18 protein-coding genes and 1 tRNA gene are annotated in these 20,177 nt (G+C 63.6%); 5 read left to right on the plus strand and 14 right to left on the minus strand.

Going from position 1 to position 20,177, the window contains the following annotated elements; genetic code table 11:
• Window positions 1-5: 5 nt before the first annotated feature.
• Window positions 6-1,244 (minus strand): D-mannonate dehydratase ManD, encoded by a 1,239-nt coding sequence (gene manD / locus C3E77_RS10365; RefSeq protein WP_108391568.1) that lies wholly within the window; start codon window positions 1,242-1,244, stop codon window positions 6-8.
• 170 nt (window positions 1,245-1,414) lie between these two features.
• Between manD and gnd the strand changes: the two genes are divergently transcribed.
• The 3 genes from gnd to C3E77_RS10380 all read left to right on the plus strand — a co-directional run bounded on the left by gnd (window position 1,415) and on the right by C3E77_RS10380 (window position 4,144).
• The gene (gene gnd, locus C3E77_RS10370) at window positions 1,415-2,863 is read left to right on the plus strand and encodes an NADP-dependent phosphogluconate dehydrogenase (RefSeq protein ID WP_108391569.1); all 1,449 of its coding nucleotides are present in this window, start codon (window positions 1,415-1,417) and stop codon (window positions 2,861-2,863) included.
• Between the two features lie 141 nt (window positions 2,864-3,004).
• Complete coding sequence (locus C3E77_RS10375; protein WP_108391570.1) at window positions 3,005-3,832, plus strand: CPBP family glutamic-type intramembrane protease; 828 nt, start codon at window positions 3,005-3,007, stop codon at window positions 3,830-3,832.
• A 63-nt stretch (window positions 3,833-3,895) separates the two neighbouring features.
• Window positions 3,896-4,144 carry a hypothetical protein gene (locus tag C3E77_RS10380; RefSeq protein ID WP_108391571.1) on the plus strand — a complete coding sequence of 83 codons (249 nt, stop codon included), beginning with the start codon at window positions 3,896-3,898 and terminating at the stop codon, window positions 4,142-4,144.
• 300 nt (window positions 4,145-4,444) lie between these two features.
• Here the strand turns inward: C3E77_RS10380 and C3E77_RS10385 are convergent, their stop codons facing one another.
• From C3E77_RS10385 to C3E77_RS10395, 3 genes are all read right to left on the minus strand, one after another.
• Complete coding sequence (locus C3E77_RS10385; RefSeq protein ID WP_108391572.1) at window positions 4,445-5,422, minus strand: ribose-phosphate diphosphokinase; 978 nt, start codon at window positions 5,420-5,422, stop codon at window positions 4,445-4,447.
• A 39-nt stretch (window positions 5,423-5,461) separates the two neighbouring features.
• Window positions 5,462-6,913, minus strand: a complete 1,452-nt coding sequence (gene glmU / locus C3E77_RS10390) for a bifunctional UDP-N-acetylglucosamine diphosphorylase/glucosamine-1-phosphate N-acetyltransferase GlmU (RefSeq protein ID WP_108391573.1) — start codon at window positions 6,911-6,913, stop codon at window positions 5,462-5,464.
• 81 nt (window positions 6,914-6,994) lie between these two features.
• Window positions 6,995-7,066: transfer RNA gene (locus tag C3E77_RS10395), tRNA-Gln, on the minus strand.
• Between the two features lie 85 nt (window positions 7,067-7,151).
• On the opposite strand from C3E77_RS10395, the gene C3E77_RS10400 reads away from it, so the two are divergent.
• Entirely contained in the window at window positions 7,152-7,670 is a 519-nt protein-coding gene (locus C3E77_RS10400; protein ID WP_108391574.1) for a MarR family winged helix-turn-helix transcriptional regulator, read from the plus strand.
• On the opposite strand, the gene C3E77_RS10405 is transcribed toward C3E77_RS10400, so the two are convergent.
• The 8 genes from C3E77_RS10405 to C3E77_RS10440 all read right to left on the minus strand — a co-directional run bounded on the left by C3E77_RS10405 (window position 7,657) and on the right by C3E77_RS10440 (window position 16,658).
• Entirely contained in the window at window positions 7,657-8,316 is a 660-nt protein-coding gene (locus C3E77_RS10405; protein WP_108391575.1) for a methionine ABC transporter permease, read from the minus strand. The genes C3E77_RS10400 and C3E77_RS10405 overlap by 14 nt on opposite strands.
• 2 nt (window positions 8,317-8,318) lie before the next feature.
• Entirely contained in the window at window positions 8,319-9,347 is a 1,029-nt protein-coding gene (locus C3E77_RS10410; RefSeq protein WP_198412136.1) for a methionine ABC transporter ATP-binding protein, read from the minus strand.
• 74 nt (window positions 9,348-9,421) lie between these two features.
• Complete coding sequence (locus tag C3E77_RS10415; protein ID WP_234031185.1) at window positions 9,422-10,318, minus strand: MetQ/NlpA family ABC transporter substrate-binding protein; 897 nt, start codon at window positions 10,316-10,318, stop codon at window positions 9,422-9,424.
• Between the two features lie 285 nt (window positions 10,319-10,603).
• On the minus strand, window positions 10,604-12,139 hold the full coding sequence (gene arfA, locus C3E77_RS10420; protein ID WP_108391576.1) for an arabinosylfuranosidase ArfA: 1,536 nt from the start codon (window positions 12,137-12,139) through the stop codon (window positions 10,604-10,606).
• Window positions 12,140-12,258: 119 nt separating this feature from the next.
• Window positions 12,259-13,161: a carbohydrate ABC transporter permease gene (locus C3E77_RS10425; protein ID WP_108391577.1), complete on the minus strand. Its 903-nt coding sequence runs from the start codon at window positions 13,159-13,161 to the stop codon at window positions 12,259-12,261.
• Complete coding sequence (locus C3E77_RS10430) at window positions 13,158-14,051, minus strand: carbohydrate ABC transporter permease (protein WP_418288078.1); 894 nt, start codon at window positions 14,049-14,051, stop codon at window positions 13,158-13,160. The genes C3E77_RS10425 and C3E77_RS10430 overlap by 4 nt, the downstream gene beginning before the upstream one ends.
• A gap of 62 nt (window positions 14,052-14,113) precedes the next feature.
• Complete coding sequence (locus C3E77_RS10435) at window positions 14,114-15,457, minus strand: extracellular solute-binding protein (protein WP_108391578.1); 1,344 nt, start codon at window positions 15,455-15,457, stop codon at window positions 14,114-14,116.
• Between the two features lie 106 nt (window positions 15,458-15,563).
• A complete protein-coding gene (locus C3E77_RS10440) occupies window positions 15,564-16,658 on the minus strand; it encodes a fatty acid desaturase family protein (RefSeq protein ID WP_108391579.1) in 1,095 nt (364 codons plus the stop codon).
• A gap of 331 nt (window positions 16,659-16,989) precedes the next feature.
• Here C3E77_RS10440 and C3E77_RS10445 point away from each other — a divergent pair, with 331 nt between their 5' ends.
• A complete protein-coding gene (locus C3E77_RS10445) occupies window positions 16,990-17,193 on the plus strand; it encodes a cold-shock protein (RefSeq protein ID WP_090712708.1) in 204 nt (67 codons plus the stop codon).
• A 180-nt stretch (window positions 17,194-17,373) separates the two neighbouring features.
• Here C3E77_RS10445 and C3E77_RS10450 read toward each other — a convergent pair whose 3' ends face one another.
• Both C3E77_RS10450 and C3E77_RS10455 read right to left on the minus strand, forming a co-directional pair.
• The gene (locus tag C3E77_RS10450; RefSeq protein WP_108391580.1) at window positions 17,374-19,188 is read right to left on the minus strand and encodes an ABC-F family ATP-binding cassette domain-containing protein; all 1,815 of its coding nucleotides are present in this window, start codon (window positions 19,186-19,188) and stop codon (window positions 17,374-17,376) included.
• Between the two features lie 32 nt (window positions 19,189-19,220).
• Window positions 19,221-20,159: a 4-(cytidine 5'-diphospho)-2-C-methyl-D-erythritol kinase gene (locus tag C3E77_RS10455; RefSeq protein ID WP_108391581.1), complete on the minus strand. Its 939-nt coding sequence runs from the start codon at window positions 20,157-20,159 to the stop codon at window positions 19,221-19,223.
• Window positions 20,160-20,177: the final 18 nt, after the last annotated feature.

Below are 20,177 nucleotides of genomic sequence, written 5' to 3' on the forward strand. Positions count from 1 at the left end.
ACCGTCTACCAGTCGTGAACTGTACCGTCGGCGAGCCGGTTGTACGGCAGGTACGCGGTTTCGTACGGATATTTGCCCGCCTCATCGACGTTGAGTTCGACCCCGATGCCCGGTTTGTTGCCCGGGTGCAGCATGCCGTCGTTCCAGGTGAACGACTGCTCGAAGACACTGTTGGTCTTCTCACCGTGCTGCATGTACTCCTGGATCCCGAAGTTGTGGATCGACAGGCCCAGGTGCATCGCAGCGGCCATCCCCACCGGTGAGATGTCGGTCGGCCCGTGCATCCCCGACTTGATCTGGTACTGCGCCGCGTAGTCGAGCACTTTCCTGAGGTGCGAGATTCCACCGGTGTGAGTGACAGCGCTCCGCACGTAGTCGATGAACTGTTCGCGGATGATCTGCTGGTAGTCCCAGACCGTGTTGAAGATCTCACCGATCGCGAGCGGCGTCGTGGTGTGCTGGCGCACGAGCCGAAGAGCCTCGGGGTTCTCGGCCGGCGTGCAGTCCTCGAGCCAGTAGAGGTCGTACGGCTCGAGCGACTTACCGAGCTTCGCGGCCTGGATGGGCGTCATGCGGTGGTGTCCGTCGTGGAGCAGCGGGATTTCAGCACCGAACTCGTTGCGCACGGCCTCGAATACGGTGGGGACGTGGCGAAGGTAGCTGCGGGTGTCCCAGTCCTCCTCGTTGGGCAGGGCGCCTCGCTGGGCAGGCTCATGGTCGTAGCGGACGCCCTTGTTCGCCTCGAAGGTCGCGTTCGACGCGATGCCGTAGATCGACTTCAGGCCCGGAACGCCGGTCTGGATCCTGATTGATTTGTAGCCCTGCTCCTGGTGCTCGCGCACGCTGTCGAAGAGTTCGGGGAGGGTCTTGCCCGAAGCGTGCCCGTATGCCATCAGTCCTGTGCGCGATGCGCCGCCGAGGAGCTGGTACAGCGGCATCCCCGCAACCTTTGCCTTGATGTCCCAGAGTGCGACATCGACGGCGGCGATGGCGGCCATGGTGACCGGGCCTCTGCGCCAGTACGCGCTGCGGTAGAGGAACTGCCACGTGTCTTCGATGTTGTGTGCCTCGCGGCCGATGAGCAGCGGCACGACGTGCTCGGTGAGGTAGGAGACGACGGCGAGTTCGCGGCCATTGAGCGTGGCGTCGCCCAGGCCGGTGACGCCGTCCTCTGTCGTGAGCTTGAGCGTGACGAAGTTGCGGTCAGGACTTGTGACGATGACGTCGGCTTTTTCGATCTTCATTGATTTCCTTCGGACGGCGACGGCGAATGGGTCATGACGAGCGTATGGGGATCGATTCGCGAGGGACAGCATTTGCTAGCGTTGAGCGGTAGAGGCACCGCGCTGCAGCTCACGAGTTTCTTCCGGCGACCCGGTTTTTTCACACTGCACGACAACCAGAGGAGAGCCCCATGGCCAACGCACAGGCAAACATCGGCGTGATCGGGATGGCGGTGATGGGATCGAACCTCGCTCGAAACCTTGCGAGCCGCGAGGGCAACACTGTCGCGATCTACAACAGGTCCCCCGAGAAGACGCGGGCGGTCGTGGCCGAGTTCCCCGAGGCCGGTTTTGTCGCATCGGAGTCCATCGAGGAATTTGCGGCGTCGCTCTCGAAGCCGCGCACGGCCATCATCATGGTGAAGGCTGGCGCCGGCACCGACGCCGTCATCAACCAGCTGACCGAAGTGTTCGAACCGGGCGACATCATCGTCGACGGCGGCAACGCACTCTTTACCGACACGATCCGCCGTGAGAAGGCCGTTCGCGAGACCGGCATCAACTTCGTGGGTGCCGGGATCTCCGGCGGCGAGGAAGGCGCGCTCAAGGGACCGAGCATCATGCCGGGCGGATCAGCTGAAGCGTGGGAGACCCTCGGACCGATCCTGAAGTCGATCGCCGCTGTCGCGGAGGGCGAACCGTGTGTCACCCACGTCGGCACCGACGGCGCCGGCCACTTCGTCAAGATGATCCACAACGGCATCGAGTACGCCGACATGCAGCTCATCGCGGAGGCATACGACCTCATCCGCCGTGGCACGGGCAAGTCCCCCGCCGAGATCGCCGACATCTTCACCGAGTGGAACAAGGGCGAACTCGAGAGCTACCTCATCGAGATCACCGCCGAGGTGCTGCGCCAGGTCGACGCCACAACCGGACAGCCCCTCGTCGATGTCATCGTCGACCAGGCAGGCGCCAAGGGAACCGGAGCGTGGACCGTCCAGACGGCGCTCGACCTCGGCATCCCCGTTTCCGGAATCGCCGAAGCGGTGTTCGCACGGTCGCTGTCATCCAAGCCGGACCAGCGCCAGGCCGCGGCCCACCTTCCTGGACCATCGACGCAGTGGACGGTCGACGACGCGGATGCGTTCGTCGAAGATGTTCGGCAGGCGCTCTACGCGTCGAAGATCATCGCGTACAGCCAGGGCTTCGACGAGATCGTCGCCGGGGCCGAGCAGTACAACTGGGACATCAAAAAGGGCGACATCGCCAAGATCTGGCGCGGCGGCTGCATCATCCGCGCCCAGTTCCTGAACCGCATCACCGAGGCATACGACCAGGACCCGGGTCTGGTCGCGCTCGTGACCGCACCGTACTTCACCGACGCCGTTTCACGCACACAAGACGCCTGGCGCCGGGTCGTCGTTGCGGCAGCGCAGGCCGGCATCCCGTCCCCCGCCTTTGCGTCGTCGCTGTCGTACTACGACGGGCTTCGCGCCGACCGACTGCCCGCCGCGCTCATCCAGGGTCAGCGGGACTTCTTCGGCGCACACACCTACCGCCGCGTTGACGCCGAGGGCACCTTCCACACGCTCTGGTCGGGCGACCGCTCAGAGATCGAAGCGGCGGACACCCACTGAGGTTCGCCTGACGAATTCACCGGTGACGGGCTCCTCGCACAGCGAGGGGCCCGTTGTCTGTCACGCGCGGCATACCAGCGGGCGGCCCACGGATCCCTGTACGCTCGAGATTCACAGCCCGGCTCACCGAGGATCCCCGACATGACCAACACCCCCACGCTTGCCGCGACAGAAACCCGACCGGCGGTGAGCTGGAAGCTCCTGCCAGGCATCCTGCTCGCACTGTCGGGATTCCTGCTCTTCGGACTTGACGAGCGCCCGGCCGGCTACATCACCCTCGCCGTCACACTGGTCGCGGCCGTGATCGTTGACCGTCGACTCGCCCGCGACGTCGTGCTCGTCGCCGTCGGGCTCCTTGCCCTCAGCCTCGTTCCCATCAACACCAACATCGAGTGGGAGCACATGCTCCTGATGGGCGCAGCGCTCGCCGCGGCGGTTCTCATCCCGTACCTCGTGTCCAGGTTCATCTACCGCGACCATGCGATTAAGTTCCCTGTCCTGACCGGAAAACGCTGGACCCGGATCGAGTTCGGTTATCTCATCGCCGTCGTTATCCTCGGCTGGTTCCTGTTGCCGATCTACATGATTCCCACTGGCGTCTACGAGAACTGGCCGGCGGCATCTGACCCCGGAAGCATCGCGCGACTGTTCCTCGGGACAAACGTTCTGGGGATCTGGGACGAGCTGTTCTTCATCTGCACCACATTTACACTGCTTCGGCGGCACTTCCCCGACTGGCAGGCGAACCTGCTGCAGGCCGTTCTCTTCACGTCGTTCCTGTGGGAGCTGGGGTTCCACGCGTGGGGCCCCTTCATCATCTATCCGTTTGCGGTCCTGCAGGGGTGGATCTTCCGCCAGACCAAGTCACTGAGTTACATCGTCAGCGTCCACCTGCTCTTCGACTTCATCTTGTTCCTCGTCCTGCTCCACGCCCACAACTTGGACTGGCTGGCAATCTTCCTTTACTAGCCGGCGGACGGTTGGGTCGGGGCTCTGGCTGAGTACAGAATGGGAACAACACCAGGAGGCCACATGTCGGATTCAGAAATCGCACGGGACACAACAGCGCCGGTGCAGGACCAGCACCCGCAGCCGATCGACGAGAAGATCGCCGGCATCCTCATCCAGGAGGAAGCTGACCTTGCCGGGCACGACGAGGCAGAGGTTCTCGAAGCGCTCCGCGAGCGGTTCTCCGACGCGGGCATCGCCATCGCAGAGGACGACCTCCTTGAGAGCGCCGCCCGCATCGCCCGGTCGGATCTTCACGGCTTCTCAGGCTAGACGGCGCTCGCGCCGGTGACGACGTCGACCTGTCGAACTCGCGCGCCGTTCACGGTGGCGACGACAGATCTTCGGGCGGGAAGCGTCAGGCCCTTCCATTCCGGCCCAGGATTACTTACCATCTCGGTATAAGATCCTCCCCGAAACTGGACCGCTTAGGTGCTAGTGAGAGCACCCGGACGCCGGACCATGATCGAGGGTCTTGGAGGACGGGGTAATCGGGATACCCCGTCCTCTACCCTGTGTGGCACCGGCGGTCCGGCGCCACTCAGCCAGGGTTCGCTCAGCCAGGTTTTGGGGCTACGCCGCCCCGTCGAACATGCTCGTCACTGAACCGTCTTCGAAGACCTCGTGAATGGCACGGGCCAGAAGCGGCGCGATAGGCAGGACTGTCAAACGTTCGAACCGCTTCTCGTCGGGGATGGGGAGCGTGTCGGTCACCACGACCGAGTCGATGAAGTCGCTCTGCAGGATCTCGGTCGCCGGATCGCTGAAGACCGCGTGGGTGGCCGCGACGACAACGCCGATCGCACCGGCTGCCTTGAGTGCTTCCGCTGCCCGAACGATGGTCCGGCCGGTGTCGATGAGGTCATCGACGAGGAGGCAGACCCTGCCCTCGACCTGCCCGACGATCTCGTGCACCGAGACCTGGTTGGGAACCAGCGGATCGCGGCGCTTGTGGATGATGGCGAGCGGCACTCCGAGCTTGTCGCTCCAGATGTCTGCAACGCGCACGCGGCCCATGTCGGGCGAAACCACGGTGAGTGTTTCGGGATCGAGCTTCTCGCGGAAGTGGTTGAGCAACACCGGCATCGCGAACAGGTGGTCGACAGGACCGTCGAAGAAACCCTGGATCTGAGCGGCGTGCAGGTCGACAGACATGATCCGGTCTGCCCCGGCGACCTTGAACAGGTCAGCGACGAGACGGGCAGAGATCGGCTCGCGTCCACGGCCCTTCTTGTCCTGGCGTGCATAGGGATAGAACGGTGCCACCACTGTGATGCGCTTCGCCGAAGCACGCTTGAGCGCGTCGACCATGATGAGCTGCTCCATCAACCACTCGTTGATGGGAGCAGTGTGCGACTGGATCACAAAGGCATCAGACCCGCGGACGCTCTCGTCGAAGCGTGCGTAGAGCTCACCGTTGGCGAACGTGCGTGCGTCGGTCGGAACGAGTTCGGAGCCGAGTTCGGCTGCAATGTCGACAGCCAGTTGGGGGTGAGCACGACCCGATACGAGGACGAGTCGCTTCTCTCCGCTCATTTTGATGCCAGACACATGGCCCGCTTCCTGCCGGCCGAGCCGGCGTTGTACCGCTTAGTTTTCTTCGTGGGGGTTTGTGGTCTGTCCGGACGCCGCCGCAGCTGCGGTGGCGGCCGCTGTGCCGGCCCGATGGGTTTCGACCCAGCCCGCCATGTTGCGCTGCGGAGCTACGTTGATCGCGAGCGCCCCTGCGGGCACGTCCTTGCGGACGACGGTGCCTGCACCTGTGTACGCGCCGTCTCCAATTGTAACCGGCGCCACGAACACGCCGTGCGAGCCGGTCCGCACGTGTGAGCCGACGACAGACGAGTGCTTCTTCACTCCGTCATAGTTGGCGAAGATGCTGCCGGCGCCGATGTTCGACTGCTCCCCGATCTCGGCGTCACCGACATAGGAGAGGTGGGGCACCTTGCTGCCGGTGCCGATCTTCGCGTTCTTCGTCTCAACGAACGCCCCGATCTTGCCGTCAGCGCCGAGGACGGTGCCGGGCCGGAGGAAGGAGAACGGACCAACGGATGCTCCCGCACCGATCACGGCGAGGGTCGCGTCTGTGCGCTTCACCTCAGCGTTCGCACCGACCTCGCAGTCGACGAGCGTCGTGTCGGGGCCGATGATGGCGCCGGTGGCGACATCGGTTGCCCTGAGCAGCTGGGTCCCCGGCTTGACCGTGACGTCGGGTGCGAGGGTCACCTGCACATCGATCCACGTGGATGACGGGTCCTGGATGGTGACGCCGGAGAGCTGCCAGCCCCTGATGATCATTGCGTTGAGCCGTGCGGCCTGTGCGCTCAGCTGGGCGCGATCGTTCACTCCCTCGACGAGCCAGGGTTCAGCGACGGGGATGGCCGAGACGTCGAGTCCGTCCGCGCGGAGCAGACCGACGACATCCGTCAGGTATTTCTCCCCCTGCGCGTTGTTCGTCGTGAGCTTTGCGAGCTCGGTGCGGAGCAGTGACAGAGAGAACACGTAGACACCCGCGTTGATCTCGGAGACCGCGCGCTCCGCCTCGGTAGCGTCCTTCTGCTCGACGATGTAGTCGACGGCACCGTCGGTCGTGCGGATGATGCGTCCGTACCCCGTCGCGTCGGCGAGAACCGCCGACAGCAGCGTCGCAGCGGCGCCATCCGCCCTGTGCCGCGAGACCAGGGAGGTGAGGGTGTCGGCGTCGAGAAGCGGAACGTCGCCGTTGATGACGAGAACGTCCCCGTCAAAGGCGTCGGGAAGAGCGGCAACGGCCTGCTCGACCGCGCGCCCTGTTCCGGGCACCTCGTCCTGGTCGACAATGATGCTTTCGGGCAGTTCAGCGGTGATGACCTCAACGAGGCGGTCGCGCTCGTGCCTCACCACGGCCACAACGTGTGCGGCGTCGAGCGCTCGTGCGGTCGCAAGAACATGGCTGACCATGGGCACTCCCGCGAGGGGGTGCAGGAGTTTCGGGGTGGCTGACTTCATTCGCGTGCCCTGACCGGCGGCCAGGATGACGATTGCAAGTTTGGTGTCTGCCACAGGTATTTCCCCCGAAGTGTCGATTGGGCCAGGTTCCAGGTGGACCGTAGCTGTCGTGCCGGCTGGGAGCCGCTCATTCCGCTCCGCCTCCAGGACTCGAACCTGGACCGAACAACTCCAAAGGTTGCCGTGCTGCCATTACACTAAGGCGGACCGCGCACGCCGGAGCCTACGCAAGAGTCAAGTCTGCCAGATAATGGCCGCCGACCCGGCCGGTCAGAGGCACGATAATGGAGAAATGGCCGAAACGAGTGACGAAGTCGACAGGATCGTCGAGGCGTGGGAGCGCGAGCGGCCCGACCTGAACTTCGCTCCCCTTCAGGTGCTCTCGCGGGTAGCCAGGCTCACCAGGCATCTCGATCGCGCAAGGCGCACAGCGTTCGCGCGCTCGAAGCTCGAGTCGTGGGAGTTCGACGTGCTGAGCGCCCTTCGTCGCGCGGGTCGCCCGTACACGCTCAGTCCCAAGCAACTGCTCCAGCAGACCCTGGTCTCGAGCGGCACCATGACCAACCGGATCGACAGGCTCGTAGCATCCGGTCTCGTCGAACGCAAGGCAGACCCCGGAGACGGCCGCGGCATCCTCGTTGTGATGACCCCGACCGGACTGACCCGCGTCGACGCGGCCATCACGAGACTCGTCGATGCCGAGGCAGACATCCTGGCATCACTGTCGCCAGCGGACCAGCACAAGCTGGCAGGGCTGCTGCGCAAATTGAGCCTCGACTTCGACGCGGCCTCCCCCGCTAACGACGCATGATTTTGCGCGCGAGCGCGTTGCCGAAGAACTGGATGAGCTGAACGAAGAGGATCACCACGAGCACGGCCGCCCAGGTAACGAGGGGGTTGAACTGCCGGTAGCCGTACTGGATGGCGAAGTTTCCGATGCCGCCACCGCCGATGTACCCGCCGACCGCGCTCATGTCGACGAGCACGATGAAGACAAAGGTGTAGCCGAGGATGAGCGGCCCCAGAGCTTCAGGAATCAGCACGGTCCGGATGATGTACAGCGGGCTGGCCCCTGCAGCACGCGCGGCCTCAATGACGCCGGGTGACACCGTGAGCAGGTTCTGTTCGACAATGCGGCTGATACCGAATGCCGCACCGATGGAAATGGCGAAGATCAGCGCCCCGTTGCCGATACCTGTACCGAGCACGAGCCGCGCGAGCGGCTGGATGGCCGCAATGAAGATGATGAACGGGATGGGCCGGAAAATGTTGACGAGGACGTTGATCACCGTGAACGCGACCCGGTTCTCGAGAATCGAGCCCGCACGCGTGACGTAGAGGCCGAGTCCGATCACGAGGCCGGCGATACCGCCGAACACCAAGCTCGCGGCGACGATGTAGAGCGTCTCCCATGCCGCCTCGCCAAGCTGGGGCAGAAGATCAATCAGTTTGTCCATGCTCAGCGCACCTCCGTTACTTCAGAGTGGGTTTCAATCTGCGCCAGGGCCGCGTCAAGCGCGGCGTCATCACCCTGGAGGGCGAGCGTCAGGTGGCCGAACGCCCGGCCACGGATGTCGTTTATCCCGCCGTAGACGAGTTCGAAGCGGATGCCGGCTGCCGCGAGGTCGAGGAAGACCTGCGCTTGTGAGTCGTTGCCGTCACGGAACGAGAAGGTGACGATCCGTCCGTCGTGGCGAGCGCGGAGTGTCGCGACCTCGACCGGTGACGGGATGCCCTGCACGACCGTGGACACAAACCGAGCTGATGCGGCGTTCTGTGGCGAGGAGAAGACGTCGAAGACATCTCCCCGCTCCACGATCCGGCCTCCGTCCATCACGGCCACCTTGGTGGCGAGCGAGCGGATGACGTCCATCTCGTGGGTGATGAGGATGATCGTGACGCCGAGTTCGCGGTTGACCCGGTCGAGGAGCGAGAGGACTTCGCTCGTCGTCTCCGGGTCGAGCGCGCTCGTCGCTTCGTCGGCCAGCAGTAACGACGGCGAGGTCGCGAGAGCGCGCGCAATACCGACGCGCTGCTTCTGGCCTCCGGACAGCTGGTCAGGGTAATTCTTCGCCTTGTCACTCAAGCCGACAAACCGAAGCATCTCCGCCACGCGTTCGGTGATCTCGGCCGACGGGCGGCCAGCAACCTCGAGCGGGTACGCCACGTTCTTTGCGACGGTCTTGGAGTTGAAGAGGTTGAACTGCTGGAAGATCATTCCGATGTCGCCGCGAACCGCCCGCATTGAGCGCTCTTTGAGCGAGGTGATCTCGGTCCCGTTGACGACGATGCTTCCTGACGTCGCCTTCTCGAGCCCGTTCACGAGCCGGACCAGCGTGGACTTCCCCGCTCCCGAGTAGCCGATGATCCCGTAGACGTCGCCCGGTTCGACCTCGATACTCACGCCGTCGATGGCGACGACGGGCGCGCCGCCCTTCTGGGCCGGCGGATAAGACTTGACGACATCCGTCATGCTGACGATGCTCACTGGTGTTCCTCTCGATGACGCGAACAGGCGCCGGAGTCACAAACTCCGGCGCCTCAGGCTCGTTCGTGGTGCTTTTAGCCCTGCTCGGCAATCTGTTTCTGGACGCTCTCCAGCGACTCGACGAGTTCGTCGACCGGGGTCTTCACCATCACAGCGGTCCCTCCGGAGTTCTCGACCACGCCGTCGGTGACGGCCTTCGTGTCCTGGTAGATCTCGACGAGCTTCTGGTACGTCTCGTTGTCCTTGTCTTCGGCGCGGGCGGCGAAGATGTTGACGTACGGGAGTGCGTTCGGGTCGGACGGGTCATCCTGCGCAATGGCGTCGGTTGCTTCGAGCCCGCTGTCGACGATGAAGTCGTTGTTGATGATCGCGGCGGCAACGTCGGGAAGCGACGTCGCCGTCAGCGTCGGGTCGAGCTCGGTGACCGTGACGCGTGACTTGTCCTCGTCGATGTCAGAGAGGGTCGAGTAGATGCTGCCGCCATCGGAGAGGGTGATGAGGTCGGCCGACTGCAGCACGAGGAGCGCTCGCGAGAGATTGCTCGGGTCGTTCGGAACGGCGACTGTCGCGTCGTCCGGGATGTCCTCCACTGAGTCGTACTGCGACGAGTACAGGCCGAGCGGGTAGATCGCCGTCGCGCCGACGGGAACGAGGTCCTGTCCGTTCGCTTCGTTGTAGTCGGCGAGGTAGATGATGTGCTGGAACTGGTTGAGGTCGACCTCGCCCTCGGCGAGCGCCGGGTTGGGCTGGTTGTAGTCGGAGAAATCGACGAGTTCGACAGTGATTCCCTCGTCAGCTGCTGCGTCGACGTAGGTTTCCCAATACGGGTCGCTCGCGCCGACGACACCGATCTTCACTGTCTCGCTGCCGCCGTCCGCCGAGCCGGCGTTTCCGGCGCAGCCAGCGAGCAGCGCGGCGATGGGCAGAACGGCCAGGGTTGCGAGTGCGCTCTTCAGGGGTGATTTCTTCACTGTGTTTCCTCTTCACTGTGTGGTGCGTCCTCCGCGAGTACGCGGGCACAGAAACCGACGCCCCGCGGTGCGAAGCGTTCTGAGAGAGAGATTCTGCGCTCCCAACTCCGGGGCACAGCGTTTAAGTTAGCTGTGTTTTCTGCCGAACGCGAGACGAAGCGTCACCGTTCGTAACAGAAAATCCAACAGAAACCTCTCATGCGGAATTTTCTTCAAACTCACGGCTCACCCCGACAAGATCGGGGTGCCCGCTCGCTGCAAGATCGACTTTGCGTGAAATTGCGCTCAGGCCTTCGCGACGGTCACCTCGACCACGGCCCAGCTCAGGGCAGGCAGCGTGAGGGTGAGCCCGCCGTCGGTGATCGACACCCCGGGAAGCGGTCGCAGAACGACCCGTTCATCGGCAGCGGTGTTCGAGACATGGCGATCGGCGCCGTCGGGCGCCTCGAGGACCTCAGCCCGCACAATCCGGTCTCCACGGAAACCGTGGAGTGCCACCTCGACCGCTGCCGCGTCGTCGAGGCTGCGGTTGGCCAGGAAGAGAGCGACCCGCGAGATCTCTTCATCCCACGTCGCACTCACGTCGACGATGTCTGCGTCTGAGTACTGGGTCGTCTCGACCCTGTCGCTCGTCACGCTCGCTCGAAGAATGCGTCCCCTCGCGAGCGCCGCCATCCGGGCGAACGGCCAGAAGATGGCCTGCCGCCACGCTGGTCCGTTTTCCTCCGTTCGGATCGGCGCGATGACGTTGACCAGTTGGGCCTGGTTCGCGATGTGCACCCGGTCTCCGTGCCGGAGAAGGGAGTTGAGGAACGTGCCGACGACGACGGCATCCGTCATCGTGTATTCGTCCTCGATCAGGCGCGGGTGTTCTCGCCAGCCGGACTCCTTGACCCGGTGCTCCTGGTCCTCGGTGTCTTTGCCGCGCTGGTACCAGACGTTCCACTCGTCAAATGAGAGGTTGATGTGCTTTTTGTGCCTGCCCCTGGCCCGCACGGCATCCGCGGTCGCGATCACCGATTCGATGAAGTGATCCATATCAAGCGCCGACGCGAGGAAACTCGCGGCATCGCCGTCGTGCTCCTGGTAGTACGCGTGCAGCGAGATGTAGTCGACCTCGTCGTAGACGTGGCTGAGCACCGTGTGTTCCCACTCACCGAAGGTGGGCATGCCCGAGTTGGAGCTGCCAACCGCGACGAGTTCGATTGTGGGATCGACGTACCGCATCGCCTTGGCCGCCTCCTTGGCAAGCCGCCCGTACTCTGTCGGCGTCTTGTGTCCGATTTGCCAGGGACCGTCGAGTTCGTTGCCGAGGCACCACAGTCGGATATCGAATGGTTCCTCTGCGCCGTTCTTCCTGCGCAGGTCGGACAGGTACGTACCTCCCGGATGGTTGGCATACTCGACGAGCTCCCGCGCTGCGTCCACTCCCCTGGTCCCGAGGTTGATCGCCTGCATCACCTCGACGTTCGCGAGCCTCGACCAGTCCATGAACTCATGAAGACCGAACTGGTTCGTTTCCAGCGTGTGCCACGCGCCGTCGAGCCTCCGCGGTCGTTGATCGACCGGACCGACGCCGTCCTCCCAGTTGTAGCCGGAGACGAAATTTCCACCCGGGTATCTCACGACCGTCGGGCCGAGTTCGCGGACGAGGTCGAGCACGTCGGTGCGGAACCCCGACTCATTCGCCGTCGGATGGCCCGGTTCGAAGATCCCCGTGTATACGCACCTGCCCATGTGTTCCACGAACGATCCGAAAAGCCGGTGTGGCACGTCTCCGACTGTGAAATCGCGGTCGAGGGTGATGCGAGCCGAGGTCATGAGTGCCTTTCTCTGGTGCCTTTTCTCTGGTGCCTTTTCTCTGGTGCCTTTTCTCTGGTGCCTTTTCTCTGGTGCCTTTTCTCTGGTGCCTTTTCTCTGGTGCCTGTTCTCTGCAGCGGCTACTGTCCGCCGAACCCTGTCGTTGCGATCCCCTTGATGATCTGGCGCTGGAAGAAGAGGAAGATCACGATGAGCGGGAGGGCCGCGAGAAGCGCCATCGCCATGTTCTGCGCGTACTGGACCCCGTATGCGCTCTTCACCGTTTGCAGGCCCACCGGAAGGGTCATCAGAGACGTGTCATTGATGACGATGAACGGCCAGAGGAAGTTGTTCCACGCCGCGATGAACACGAAGATCGAGACGGCCGCGAGGATCGGACGCGATAACGGCAACACGATCGACCAGAAGAGCCTGAGGCGGGTCGCTCCGTCGACCCGTGCGGCGTCTTCGAGTTCGATCGGGATCTGGTCGAAGAACTTCTTGAGGATGTACACCATCGGTGGAGCGACGACCTGCGGCAGGATGAGGCCCCAGTAGGTGTCGACCATGTTGAACGCGAGCATCTCGTAGAACAGCGGGATGATGAGCACCTGCGGCGGAATGATGATCGACGCGATGACCACGAAGAAGAGCCACTTGCGGCCGGTGAAGTCGAGCCGGGAGAACGCGTACGCCGCGAGTGCGCTCGTTGCCACGGTCAGCAGGGTGATGATCGCCGAACTGAGCAGGCTGTTGATCGCCCAGACCGGGATGTTTCCTTCCTCGAGCACGCTCGCGTACGCCTCGAGGGTGAATCCGTTGGGCGCGAGCCAGCTGACCGGCGTCGCACCGGCATCCGCTTCTGTCTTCAGTGAGGTGACGAGGGCCCACGCAAAGGGAAGGAGCCATGAGATGGCCATGAGAATAAGGATGACGAGGGCAACGATCCGGCCAACACCAAAGGGCTTCTCGCCGGGGCGACGCGGCGCCTTGGGCCGCGGGTCTGCGACTCTGGCCTCCTTGGGCAGTTCAAGAGTGGTCATGACCGCGCTCCCTTTCGAGACGTGATTCTCAGCTGGACCAGCGACACCAGGATGATCACAGCGAAGAAGATGAAGGACACAGCGGCGGAGTATCCGAACCGGTAGCCCGTGAAGCCGAGGTCAAAGATGTAGACGACCGCCGAGCGGGTCGTGCCTGCGGGGCCACCCTGGGTCATCTGGAAGATCTGATCGAACACCTTCAGCGACGCGAGGACCTGGAGGATGACGATGAGTCCTGTTGTCGGCGCGAGTTGCGGGATGGTGATGGAGAAGAGCTGCCTCCACTTCCCCGCCCCGTCAAGCGCTGCCGCCTCGTATTGCTGCTCGGGAATGTTCTGCAGGGCGGCGAGGTACAGCAGGAAGTTGAAGCCGACGGTCCACCAGACCGTGGCGATCACCACCCCGAGCATCGCCCACTGCGGATCCTGAAGCCAGGCAATCGGCTCGACACCGAACGGCTTCAGCATTTCATTGATCAGCCCGAGCTGAGGGTTGAAGAGCCAGATCCAGATCAACGAGACGACGGTCGACGCGAGGAGGAACGGCATGAAGAAGGAGAGCCGCCACAACCACTGGCCCGGCAGGCCGAGGTCAACGAGCAGCGCCATGACGAGCGCGACGAGGACAAGCGGAATCGTGGAGAGGACGGTGAACCACAGCGTGTTGAGCATGGCGCGCCACATGTCACGGTCAGCAAGCGCCTCAGCGTAATTGGCGAATCCGACGAACTCACCGCCGGCACCGGTGAGGGTGGTTCCGGTGAAACTGAGGTAGAGGCCGTAGATGATCGGCCAGACGAGGAAGAGAACGAAGAACACTCCGAACGGGGCGATGAACGCCCACCCGGCAAGATTGTCTTTACGCCTTCGCGCATTCTTCGTGTCGCCCAGCGCCACGGTCGCGGCCTGTGCGCGGTTGCTTACTGCCGATGTCGTCACGTCGGGTTCCTCTCTCAGGACCCGGCGACCGGGTTGGGCTTGGCGAGCAGCGTATTCAATCGGCGGGCAAACCCTCGGATTCCCTCGGCCGGGTCACCGCCGGAGAGGAACACGCCCTGGACGTTCTCCGCGAAGTAGGTCTGGAAATCCGACCCGGAGCCTGTGAACCACGCTGGGGGGTCATAGTTGAGCACCTCGGCCGCAGCGGCGTAATGCGCCTGCGGCATGAGATCCGCGTACTCGGCACTGTCAATCACCGGCAGGTAGCCGGGGATGTGGCCGGCGCCTGCCCAGTCGATCGATCCCTTGAACAGCTCCGAGACAAAGCGGTAGACCTCGCGCCGCTTGTTTTCATCCGGTGTCGACTGGTGAGGGAGCACGAAGGCGTGGGAGTCGGCGTAGGCGGCCGGCGTCCCGAACAGCGTCGGAATGGGCTGGGCGTCGAAAGCGAAACCCGCGTTCTGCGCCGTCGGCAACTCCCACACTCCGGTGAAGAACATGCCGCTCTCGCCGTTGACGAACTCCGCGACAGCGCTGGCGTAGTCGCCACTCTTCGTGGCGATGGTTCCATCGAGCAGCTGCTGGATGAACGAGAGCGATGTGACGGCCGCTTCTTCGTCGATCTGGGCTTCCTGGCCGTTCTCGAGGACCATGTCAGCGCCGAGCTGCTTATAGAACGTGTAGAAGAGCCGCCACATCTGGGCTCCGTCGCCGAGGTAACCGTATGACAACCCGTGTTTACCTGTGACCGCCTGCATGGCCCTCGCGACTTCGAGGAATTGCTCGGGCGAGGTGATCTCGACCAGCTGCCCGTCCGGGCCGAGCGCCCCCGCCTGCTCGGCAATCTCCGTGTTGTACATGAGGATGAAGGGGTGTGCGTCGAGGGCGACCGAGTACAGCTTGCCGTCGATGATCCCCTTCTCCCACACGCGCGGCGGGAAGTTGTCCTCGGTCACTCCGAACTCGGCGAGAAGCTCGGTGTCCCACGGGTCCAACAAACCGCCGGGGGCGTATCCCGGAAGCCGGGACGCGTGCATGATGGCGACGTCCGGTGCCCTGCCGCCGACGGATGCCATGGCGAGCTTGGTGTAGTACGGCGTCCCCCAGGCGAGCACGGTCTGGGCCGCGTAGAACTCGGGGTTGGCCCCGTTGGCCGCATCGACGAGTCCGGCCATGACGATTCCGTCGCCGCCCGAGAGCAGATGCCAGAACTTCAGCGGGTAACTCTCTGCGCCGCCCGCTGGAGCACACCCTGAGAGCCCGGGTAGAAGAGCGGCGCCGCCGAGAGCGGCCGCACCGCCAAGCAGGACCGACCGGCGGGAGAGAGAGGGAATCGATGGAAATTCGTTGCCTGGCATCCAACACTCCTTTGTGAGGGATTACAGCTTTACATCGATGTAGAGATAGAGCAATACCCCCGCGGATCACGATCACCCGCGAGGGTATTGGGCAGTTCCGAGCTAATTACGGGCGGCGGAACTGGTTGACCATGGGGCAGTCGAACGGGTCGCGTGCCGAGAGTCCAACCCGGTTCAGGTAGTCGATGACTATCGCGTACGAGCGCACGAGCGACGTCTCGGTGTACGGAACGCCGAGGTTCCTGCAGTGCTCGATCACGATCTCCCGCGCGCGCTTGAGGTGCGGCCTCGGCATGCTCGGGAAGAGGTGGTGTTCGATCTGGTAGTTGAGGCCGCCCATGAAGTAGCTCATGCCAAACCCACGGATGTTGCGGCTGGTGAGAACCTGCTTCGACAGGAAGTCAACCTTCGCGCCTTCCTGGATCAGCGGCATCCCCTTGTGGTTGGGGGCGAACGATGCACCCATGTACACGCCGAAGACCGCCATCTGGACCCCGAAGAAGGCGAAGGCCATTCCGACGGGAAGGAAGATGAAGAGGATCGCGATGTAGATGCTGAGACGCAGGGCGATGAGCGACAGTTCGAGCCAGCGCTTGTCGACCTTCTCCGCGGTGAACAGCGTCACGATGGAGCGGAAGTGGAGGTTGAGGCCCTCGAAGGTCAACAGCGGGAAAAAGAGGTATCCCTGCCTGCGAGTGATGAAGCCGAGCACGCCCTTCGCCTTGGCGGCGTCTTCCTCGATGAACGAGATCGTGTCGATCTCGATGTCCGGGTCCTTGCCAACAGTGTTGGGGTTCGCGTGGTGGCGCGTGTGCTTGTTCATCCACCAGGCGTAGCTGATGCCGACAACGGCGTCGGCGAGGATCCGGCCGAGGCGGTCGTTGGCCGGCCCGGACTCGAATACCTGGCGATGCGACGCCTCGTGCGCCACGAAGGCGAACTGGGTCAGCACAATGCCGAGTCCGGCTGCGATGAGCAGCTGGTACCAGGAGTCGCCGAGAAGAACGAAGCCGACACCGAGTCCGATGAGGGCGACGGTGAGAATGGCGAGGTTAGCGATGTAGAAACCGCGCCGGCGCTGAAGCAGCCCGGCTTCGCGAACCGTCTTCAGCAATGAAGAGAACGTATTGGTGGGATTCTCCATCCCATCGATGCGCGTGGTCGTGCGACGAACAGGGCCAAGGGTAGCGGGAGCAGTCATGGCGCCTCCAAAGAAAATTGAGCCCAGACTTCCCAGTCGTGGTGTATGAAGTTCGGGCGTATGCCCGGGATGTCCATGAGACTACGGGAGGGTGCATGCCGCTAACGGAAAATAAGGCGAGTTTCGGTATATACACAGTCCCGGAGAAGTTTGTGTTGCATTCGGGCGGACCATCGGCTACGGTTGTAAACGCAGTAGTAGTGTTACGCAGTGATTGATTTACGGCGGTTCCTTCATCTGAAGAGCCGCCGTTTCTTGTAGGAGCGGACAGGTACGCCGCATTTGGGGTGACGACAGTCGTCACTCACGCAAGACTCCTAAGGAGATCATCATGGCAACAGGAACCGTCAAGTGGTTTAACGCAGAAAAAGGCTTCGGATTCATCGCTCCCGATGACGGAAGCGCCGACGTGTTCGCGCACTTCTCGGCCATCGCTTCCAGCGGCTTCCGCTCGCTCGAAGAGAACCAGAAGGTTGAATTCGAAACCGCAACGGGCCCCAAGGGCCTGCAGGCTGAGAACATTCGCCCGCTCTAACTAAAACTATTGCGACAGCGACCGTAAGGCCGCCACCGTAATTCTTTGATCACCGGCTCCGCCGGACCACCTGAAAAGGTTAGGTCTGACGGAGCCGGTGATTTTTTTGTGCCACCACGCATCCCGCGCACAGCACAACGCCCTCCCCGGAAGCCGGGGAGGGCGTTGTCGTGGTGTGTGCTACTCGAGCAGCTCGGACAGTTCGAGCCAGCGGGTCTCGAGATCGACGATCGTCGTCTCGAGCGCACTGACCGTATCGGTCAGTTCCCCCAGCGCCGTGTAGGCGGTCTGGTCGGCGTTCGCCAGAAGCTCGTGGGTATCGACGACCTTCTGCCTGGCCTTCTGGAGTTTGCGCTCGATCGATGCGATCTCCTTTTGCGCGTTCCTGAGGTCTGCTCCCCCGAGTTTGGGCGCCCCGCCGGCCGCTGCAGCCGCGTCACCGGCGAGCGGCGCGATCAGCGGTGCCGCCGCCTGCCCTGACCTGAGCGCGAGGTACTCGTCGACGCCGCCCGGCAGGTGCCGGAGGTGTCCGTTGAGAACGGCGTATTGCTGGTCGGTGACCCGCTCAAGCAGGTACCTGTCGTGAGAGACGACAAGAAGCGTCCCCGGCCACGAGTCGAGGAGGTCCTCGATCGCGGCGAGCATGTCGGTGTCCAGGTCGTTCGTCGGCTCATCGAGGATCAGAACGTTCGGTTCGTCGAGGAGGATCAGCAGCAGCTGGAGCCGGCGGCGCTGGCCGCCCGAGAGGTCCTTGACCGGTGTGGAGAGCTGCGCGCTCGTGAATCCCATCCGTTCGAGCAACTGGCCGGGCGTGAGTTCCTTATCGCCGGCGACATATGCCGCCTTCTGCATACCAACGACCGTCGAGACCCGTTCGTGCTCGATTTCCTTCAGTTCATCGAGCTGCTGGGTGAGGCTCGCAATACGTACCGTCTTGCCCCGCTTCACGGTTCCCGACGTCGGTTTCACATCGCCGGTGACGAGTCCGAGCAGGGTCGACTTGCCCGCTCCATTGACACCGAGGATGCCGGTGCGCTCCCCCGGTGCGATCCGCCACTCGATGTCCTTGAGCACGGTCCTCCAGCCGGATTCCGACTCGGGGTCCGGATAGACGACGCCGGCGTCGATCAGGTCGACGACGTCCTTGCCGAGACGCGACGTGGCGAGCTGGGTGAGCGCGACGGTATTGCGGGGCGGTGGCTCATCGGCGATCAGGTCGGCGGCGGCATCCATCCGGAACTTGGGCTTCGTGGTCCGGGCGGGAGCACCGCGGCGCAGCCAGGCCAGTTCCTTCCGCATGAGGTTCTGCCTGCGTGATTCGGATGCCGCCGCCATGCGGTCACGCTCGACGCGCTGGAGGATGTACGCGGCGTAACCGCCCTCGAAGGGTTCGATGATCTGGTCGTGCACCTCCCACGTCTGGGTGCACACCTCATCGAGAAACCACCGGTCGTGGGTGACGACGATGAGGCCGCCGGCATTTGCCGCCCACCGCTTCTTGAGGTGTCCGGCAAGCCAGGCGATTCCCTCGACATCGAGGTGGTTCGTGGGCTCATCGAGGAAGATAACGTCCCAGTCACCGACGAGGAGGGCAGCGAGTGCGACGCGGCGGCGCTGTCCGCCCGACAACGACCCGATCGTGGCGTGCCAGGGGATGTCCTGGACGAGCCCGGCGATCACGTCGCGGACCCGGGAGGAACCGGCCCACTCGTGTTCCTCGATCGTGCCAACGATTGCAGCGGAGACGGTGAGATCGTCGGGTTGCTCGTCGCGCTGATCGAGGACGCCGACGGTGATTCCCCTGCGACGCGTCACTCGTCCGCCGTCGGGCTCGAGGCGTCCGGCGAGAAGCGAGAGCAGGGTCGACTTGCCGTCGCCGTTGCGTCCGACAACGCCGATCCTGTCGCCTTCGTTCACCCCGGCAGTGACGGAGTCGAAGATCACGCGGGTTGGGTATTCAAGGTGGAGCTGTTCAGCTCCGAGTAGATGGGCCACCTCTCAAGACTATGCGCCGGAAGGAAGGACGATCACCACTCCTGCACGAGTCGGGCACCGTGCACCGGGCCGGTCACCCGAAGCGCGTGCAACCCCGACGCGCTGAGCTCCACCTGCAGTTCAAGGGCGCTGTCGGCATCCGGAACGAGAAATGCGAGGGTCGGACCCGATCCGGAGACGATACCGGCGAGTGCGCCCACCCTTTCTCCCAGTTCCAGGATGCTCCCCAGGCCGGGTGCGAGGCCGAGAGCCGGGGCCTGCAGGTCGTTGCGAAGTGCCTCGGCGAGCTGTCGCGGGTCACCGGCGCGGAGGGCCTGAAGGACATCGGCGTCGACGGTGGGCTGCAGCGACGCCGGGAAGATGTCCTGCGCATGTTTTTCCCGGTGGCGGTCGAGCGCCGTGTAGACGTCGGGCGTCGACATGCCGAACTCGGCAAGGGCGAGCACCCAGTGAAAGCGGCCCTTGGCGAGTGCGGGGCTGAGCTGGTCGCCACGGCCAGTGCCGATCGCGGTTCCGCCGGTGAGGGCAAAGGGAACGTCGGCTCCGAGCTTCGCTGCCATGGCCACGAGTTCTTCACGCGACGCTTCGGTACCCCACAGCGCATCGCACGCGACAAGGGTGGCTGCTGCGTCTGCTGAGCCTCCACCCATCCCGCCTGCGATCGGAACGTTCTTCTCGACCTCAAGCCGAACGCCGCCGGTGTACCCGGTTTTGCGTGCCAGAAGGCGGGCAGCCTTGATCGCCAGGTTGGATCCGTCGGTCGAGAGCCCCGTCGTATCCACAGTGCCCGTGAACGAGACGGAGAAGTCGTCAGCCGGGTATGCCCGCACTTCTTCATAGAGCGAAACCGCCTGGAATGCCGTCGCGAGTTCGTGGTATCCGTCGTCCTGCAGCTGGCCGACCTTCAGGAAAAGGTTGATCTTTCCCGGTGCCCGTGCGTGAGCGAAGTGGAGGCCTGCCGGATCCGTCATATCTCCAACCTAATCCCT

It is taken from the genome of Mycetocola zhujimingii (assembly GCF_003065425.1).
In the GTDB taxonomy this organism is placed as follows: Bacteria; Actinomycetota; Actinomycetes; order Actinomycetales; family Microbacteriaceae; genus Mycetocola_A; species Mycetocola_A zhujimingii.